General features: G+C 68.5%; 4 protein-coding genes. 2 read left to right on the top strand and 2 right to left on the bottom strand.

Annotated elements, in window-relative coordinates; all coding sequences use genetic code 11:
- The coding region (locus WAW85_RS11385; protein WP_422559720.1) for a Na+/H+ antiporter subunit A at positions 1-2,581 on the bottom strand (2,581 nt) is incomplete at its 3' end.
- 83 nt (positions 2,582-2,664) lie between these two features.
- Here WAW85_RS11385 and WAW85_RS11380 point away from each other — a divergent pair.
- Both WAW85_RS11380 and WAW85_RS11375 read left to right on the top strand, forming a co-directional pair.
- Positions 2,665-3,081: a hypothetical protein gene (locus WAW85_RS11380; RefSeq protein WP_422559719.1), complete on the top strand. Its 417-nt coding sequence runs from the start codon at positions 2,665-2,667 to the stop codon at positions 3,079-3,081.
- Between the two features lie 136 nt (positions 3,082-3,217).
- A complete protein-coding gene (locus WAW85_RS11375) occupies positions 3,218-3,673 on the top strand; it encodes a hypothetical protein (RefSeq protein ID WP_422559718.1) in 456 nt (151 codons plus the stop codon).
- A 38-nt stretch (positions 3,674-3,711) separates the two neighbouring features.
- Here WAW85_RS11375 and WAW85_RS11370 read toward each other — a convergent pair whose 3' ends face one another.
- Positions 3,712-4,686: a CDP-alcohol phosphatidyltransferase family protein gene (locus tag WAW85_RS11370; protein WP_422559721.1), complete on the bottom strand. Its 975-nt coding sequence runs from the start codon at positions 4,684-4,686 to the stop codon at positions 3,712-3,714.
- Positions 4,687-4,723 lie beyond the last annotated feature (37 nt).

Here is a 4,723-nt window from a genome sequence, read left to right as displayed (position 1 = left end):
GCTCGTAACGACCCCCGGCGAGGTAGCGAAGCACCAGCGCCAGGCCCATCACCAGGCCGCCGGCGAAGCCGCCGCCGGGAGCGTTGTGGCCAGCGAAGAAGAAGTACAGCGACAGTACGACGAGGGTGGGGAAGACCAGCCGGGTGGCCGCCTCCAATACCATCGAGCGGTCCTTGCCGAGGGTCAGTTCACTGCCGCGCAGCCAGACGGTGCGGTCCGGGATTGCGGCGGCTTCGTCGAGTCCGGCCTCGTTGCGGACCAAGTCGGTGACGCGCGGTACGGCGCCGAAGCGGCGACTGCGGAAGACCATCGAGGCGACGCCGGTGGCCGCTACGATCAGCACCGAGATCTCACCGAGGGTGTCCCAGGCGCGGATGTCGACCAGGAGCACGTTGACGGTGTTGCCGCCGTGGCCGAAGTCGTAGGCAGCGGCGGGCAGGTCGACAAACAACGGCTGCGCCCGGCGGGCGGCCGCGGCGAACAGGCCAATCACCACCAGCGCGGCCCCGAAGGCGACGGCGATCAGCGCACGTAACGGGCGGAATCCGGTCTTGTGCCGTGGCTGTGGCTCGGCCGCCAGCTTGCGGAGCACCAGCACGAAGATCACCAGAGTCAAGCTCTCCACCAGGAACTGGGTGAGAGCTAGATCGGGGGCTCCGTGAATCGCGAAGAGTGCGCCGCAGCCGTAGCCGGTGATGCCCACGGTCAGCGCACCGGCCAGCCGATTGCGCAGCATGGTGGCGGTGATGGCGGCGGCGACGATCACGATACCGATCACCAACTGCTCGGGGTTGGCGAAGCCGGTCACCTCCAGCCGGTCGCGCGAGCCGACCAGCAGGACGGTCACCGGCAATAGGACAGCCGTGGACAGAATGACGCCCTGGGTGATCGGCAGCGAACCGCGCTGGGTATTCCGGGTCACCCACAGCGAGAGGGTGTCGGCACCGCGGAGGACACGATCGTAGGCGTGATCGGCGTTCAACCGCGGCGGATGGTCGAACAGTTGATCGCGGATTCGACGCAGGACCAGGAACAGTGCGGGGCCGGCGAGGTAGACGATGAGGGTCAGGACCACCGGGAGGCCGAAGCCGTGCCACAGGGCGAGGTGCTCGAGTGGCTGGCCGTACAGCGGCAACGTCTCGGCGTACGGTTCCAGCACGCCCCCCAGCCACGGCGCGACGAGTGAGGCGAGCACGCCGGCCGCGGCGAGTACCGCGGGCGGCAGGAGGAACAGAGGCGACGGTGAATGCGCCTGAGCGACCGGACGCGTCGGCAAGGTGCGGAGCTTCCGCCCGAACGCACCCCAGAGGAACCGGGCCGTATAGGCGAAGGTGATGATCGCGCCGAGCACCAGGAGCAGGTCGACGACATGGGACAGCCACAGCGGGTAGGCGCCCGTGCTCCACACGGCGGCGAAGGCCGATTCTTTGCCGATAAACCCCATGGTGAACGGCAACCCGGCCATGCTTGCACCGGCGACGGCCGCGATGCCGGCCAGGACGGGAGCGCGGTTGCCGAGTCGGGCCAACTTGCGGATGTCGCGGGTGCCGGTGGCGTGGTCGATGATGCCGACCACCATGAACAGGCAGGCCTTGAACATGGCGTGGGCCACGATCATCGCGAGTCCGGCGAGAGCGACGTTCGCGTCGCCGACACCGACCAGGACCATGATCAGGCCCAACTGCGAGACGGTGCCGAACGCCAGGATGAGTTTGAGGTCCAGCTCCCGCAGTGATCGCCAGCCGCCCAGGATCATGGTGAGCAAACCCAGTCCGACGACGATGATCTGCCAGCTGACCTGCTCGTGGAAGCCGGGGGCCAGGCGGGCCACCAAGTAGACACCGGCCTTCACCATCGCCGCGGCGTGCAGGTACGCGCTGACCGGGGTGGGGGCGGCCATTGCGCCAGGCAGCCAGAAATGGAACGGCACGATAGCCGACTTACTCAGCGCGCCGACGAGGATCAGGGCGACGGCGATCGCGGCGTACGTGCCGCTCGGCGGCGTCGCCACGAGGTCGGACAGCAGATAGCTCCCGGTCTGCTCGCCGAGCATGATGATGCCGACCAGCATGGCCAGACCGCCGAAGGTCGTCACCAGCAGCGCTTGGGTGGCGGCGCGGCGGGATGTCGCCCGTACCGCGTAGAAACCGACCAGCAGGAACGAGAGGACCGTGGTGGCCTCCCAGAACACGTACAGGACCAGCATGTTGTCGCTGGCCACCAGGCCGAACATGGCGGCCGCGAAGGCCACCATTTCGCCGCCGAAGACTTCGATGCGTTTGCGCATTGCGTCGAAGTAGTTCGCGCAGTAGACCAGCACCAGGGATCCGACGCCGAGGATGAGGACCGCCATCACTGCGGACAGCGTGTCTATCCGCAGCGTCAGGTCCATCTGCAGGCTCGGCACCCAGGAGACGTGCTGAGTGAGCGGGACGTCGGCCTTCGGCCAATGGAGGATCAGCCACACCAGGGCGCCAGCGGGCATGAGCGCCAACACGTAGAAGCCGCGCGTGCCGAGGGCGTGCAAGATCGGGGGTGCCAGCAGCGCGCCGATACCCAGCGCGAGCAGGACCTGGATCAAGGGGCACTCCGTCGGTCGAATTGCGGGCGGGGTGGCGGGGTGGCGAAACGCGTTCGTCCGAGGGTTACTTTACCGTTTGAGGTATGCGGTCTTACCTCAGAGTCCTGTTCGCCGTATTTGCGGCCGCTTTCGCGCTGGCCCTCGTGGCCGGGTGCGCCACCGAGAATGCCCCCGCGCGCAGCGGCGTTCCACTGCCGAAGGACTTCCCGTACGCTCACGTGCCATTGGTCGACGGCACGATCCTGGCTGCCGACGGCGGTAGTCCGGAGTGGCAGGTGACGGTGCAGGCACCGGCCACCGACGGCAACGCTTTCGAAGCGGCAGTTCAGAAGCTGAAAGCCGGCGGGTACACCGAATCGAGCCGGAGTGAGACCAACAGCGAGCGCACGGTGCTGATGCAGAAAGAAGCTGACGGTCACACCTACTGGGTGACTGTGGGGATCGCCGCCGCAGCGGCCGGCGCCGCGAGCACCATCATGTACTCGGTGACGCTCACCTGACCGCCGGCGCGGGTGGAGCACGCTGGTTGGCAGCGAATTGGCAACCCGCGCACAGCAACCTGGCAGGTTCTGTCGGCACAGTGGGCTGCGACGTACGGTGCGAAGGCCCGTGCGCGAGACACGGCAGGAGCCGCACATGACGACACCCCCCAATCCGGAAAACCCGAACGTGGATACCGGGAACGCGGATACCCCGAACTTGGCGGCCCCGAACTTGGCGGCCCCGAACTTGGCGGCCCCGCCGCAGGCCGCCGCCGCACTGCCCGTCGTCGCGCCAGCAGAAGAGGCGCCGCCGGTGACCGGGTCGAAGAAGAACTGGATGATCGGCGGTGCGATCGCCGGTGCAGTCGCCCTCTTTCTGATCGGCTTCGGTGCCGGTTACATCACCGGCGACCAGACGGGCAACCACGGTGGGGATCGGCCGGCGTCGTCTCGACATCTGCCGGAACGGGGCCAGGGTGGTGGCATGGACGGCCAGGGCGGCGGCCCGCGCGGTGGTCCGGGCCAGCGGCCAAGCCGCACTGTCGACCAGACCCCGGACGGCCAGAACCAGCAGCAGATCCCCACCGCGGAGCCGACACCCTCGGCCTGATCGGATCGGCCGCAGATACTCGGATCGGCTGCGGATAACTAGGTGCGAGGAGGGCGGCGCAGCCCGAGGCGGGCCGAAGGCTTGCGCACCGGAATCACCCGGCGGCGACTACCGGCGGCCACCTCGGCGCGCCGGTTGTCGCGGCGGGCGTGCCGTCGATCCCGGGCCGGCGTGTCCCAATACTCGGGGCGCGTGGATACCCAGCGCTTCATCCGCCACGCGAACGGGATGTGCAGCAGGTACGCGGCCACCACGGCGACCATCAGTACGTACGGGAACGTGAACAGCAGGGCGGCGGCCGCGGCCACGAGGATCAGCAGCGGCGCGAGCAGTCGGGCGCGCAGCTTGCCGGACTTGAAACTCAGGGTGGGAACCCGGCTCACGGCGAGTAAGGCGATGAAGACCAGCCAGCAGCCGACGAAAACCGGCCCGGTCCACCATCCGTCACCGAACTGCTGCAGCAAGCCGATCGGCAGCAGCACCATGACGGCGGCAGCCGGTGCGGGCACCCCGACGAAGAAGTCTTTGGTGTATCCGGGGGCGGAATCGTCGTCGAGCAGTGTGTTGAACCGGGCCAGTCGCAGCACGATGGCCGCGCAGTAGACCAAGGTGAGGGCCCATCCGATGCCCTGGCCGACGTGTGATTCGTCGCGCAGGAGCACGGTGTAGACCATCAGTGCGGGGACGACGCCGAAGTTGATCGCGTCGGCGAGCGAGTCGAGTTCGGCGCCTAGCGGGCTGGTCGCGCCCATCATGCGGGCGATGCGACCGTCGAGACCGTCGAGGATCGCGGCCACGACCAGCAGCGTCAACGCCAGGTCGATGCGTCCGGAGTCGGCCAGGCGCAGCCCGGTAAGGGCCGCGCACAGCGCCAAGATGGTGATTGCGGACGGCACGAGGAGGCGCCCGGAGCGGGTGGGTCGTTCTCTGCGCGTCGTGCGGGACGCTGTCTGGCGCCCGGCGACTGCGCGACGCTGGGGGAGCCGCCGCGGCAGGGGCCGGGGCGAGCTCATCGCGGCAGCTCCGCCAGCAACGTCTCGGCGCCGATCG

This window comes from Gordonia sp. (in: high G+C Gram-positive bacteria) (genome assembly GCF_049299075.1).
GTDB lineage: Bacteria > Actinomycetota > Actinomycetes > Mycobacteriales > Mycobacteriaceae > Gordonia.
Note: the sequence above shows the minus strand (reverse complement) of the source record. Positions and strands in the feature narration are given on the sequence as shown.